Origin of the sequence: Streptomyces flavofungini (genome assembly GCF_041028215.1) — a bacterium.
GTDB classification, from domain to species: domain Bacteria; phylum Actinomycetota; class Actinomycetes; order Streptomycetales; family Streptomycetaceae; genus Streptomyces; species Streptomyces flavofungini_B.
The window spans coordinates 1-1495 of sequence record NZ_JASKYR010001200.1; the positions used below are offsets into that span (position 1 = coordinate 1).

The following is a 1495-nucleotide window of genomic DNA, read 5'->3' on the forward strand; positions in this document are numbered from 1 at the left end:
GCCATGGGGCGCTCACTGACCCCGCTCGGGCGTTTCGTAGTGCACGAGCGGTGTATTGGGCTGGTCCGGGGTGGCGTCGAGGAGCGCGACGATGCCCAGGGCCGCGCCCACGGCGAGCAGCGCCCCCGCGGCGACGGTGAGCGAAGCGGCGAGCAGTCGGTGCATGGCGAGGGCCAGCCTCTCTGTCGGAGGTCGTCCCCACCCTGGACACCCGGGACGGCCACGGTCGTACGGCTACAACCGTGAAGTCCCGGTCACACAGTCCCTTGCCGGCCCCGCCCGGCGAGTACTCAGTCTTTGGTACGCATTGACACCTCGTCAAGGGTGCGCCTACGGTTCCCGGCCCATACGTACGGCTCGGTAACACTTCTCCCGCCCTCAGCCCAGGAGTGCCCCATGCGCCGCACCACCTCACCGCTCTCACTGATCCTTCTCGGCCTTGGCGCGTTTCTTCTGGTCCTGGCACCGATGCTCGCCTGGTACGTGGAGCCACGCGCGAAACGCACGCCGACCGACATCGACACGACCACCGTCTTCAAGGGCACGGGAAGCTACTTCGACACCGGCAAGGTCAAGACGGTCCGCGGCCAGAACCTCACCATCACCCGGCAGGTGCGCGGCGACGTCGAGGACAGCGAGAAGCACGGGCGCGCCGTCTGGGACGTGGTGACCTCCGTCGACCCCGATTCCTCGCTGCCCGCGGCCGACCCGCACGACGCGCTCCAGTGGACGCAGGAGCGCTGGGTCACCGACCGGAGGACGAACTTCCCGGTGCACTGCTGCGGCGAGGAGCCGTACTTCGAGGGCGAGGCGTACCTGAAGTTCCCCTTCGACGTGGAGAAGCGGTCCTACCGCTGGTGGGACAACACGCTGGGGGCGACGGTTCCGCTCACCTACCGGGGCACGAAGAAGATCCAGGGCTATGAGGGGTACCGGTTCACGGGCACGGTGAAGGCCACGAAGACCGGTACGCGCCAGGTGCCGGGGCGGCTGGTCGGGCAGCCGCGGCGGAGCCAGGTGATCGCCGACGAGTACTACGCCAACCACGGCATCGAGCTCGTCGCGGACCGGCGCACCGGCCGGATCATCTACGCCGCCATCGGGCCGCGGAAGACCTTGCGGGCGCCGGGCTCGGACAAGGACGCCACGGTGCTGCTCGACAGCGACCGCATCGCGTTCGACACGGCGACGCAGAAGGCGCAGGTGAAGCTCGCCAAGGACGACAGCGACCGTCTGAAGCTGGTCGGCGAGACGCTGCCGGTGGTGGCCGGGGCGCTCGGCGCGGTGCTCGCGGTGGCCGGAATCGTACTGGTCGTCCGGGGGCGCAAGGACGACGGTGCGAACGGCCCCGGCGGCCGGGACGGATCGACGGAGCCGAAGAGTCCGCATCCTGATACGTCCCGAAGCCCCCTGCAACCGAGCACGATGTGATGAGGCGTCAGACCGGAAAAGCGCGGAAATTGTCACTTCGGTGAGTAGCCGCGCGGTACCGGGC

General features: G+C 69.0%; 2 protein-coding genes. One reads left to right on the forward strand and one right to left on the reverse strand.

The window, feature by feature from the left end; all coding sequences use genetic code 11:
* Positions 1-12: 12 nt before the first annotated feature.
* Positions 13-165, reverse strand: a complete 153-nt coding sequence (locus AB8Z36_RS39720) for a hypothetical protein (protein ID WP_369218221.1) — start codon at positions 163-165, stop codon at positions 13-15.
* 231 nt (positions 166-396) lie between these two features.
* Here AB8Z36_RS39720 and AB8Z36_RS39725 point away from each other — a divergent pair, with 231 nt between their 5' ends.
* On the forward strand, positions 397-1431 hold the full coding sequence (locus AB8Z36_RS39725; protein ID WP_369218222.1) for a DUF3068 domain-containing protein: 1035 nt from the start codon (positions 397-399) through the stop codon (positions 1429-1431).
* Positions 1432-1495: the final 64 nt, after the last annotated feature.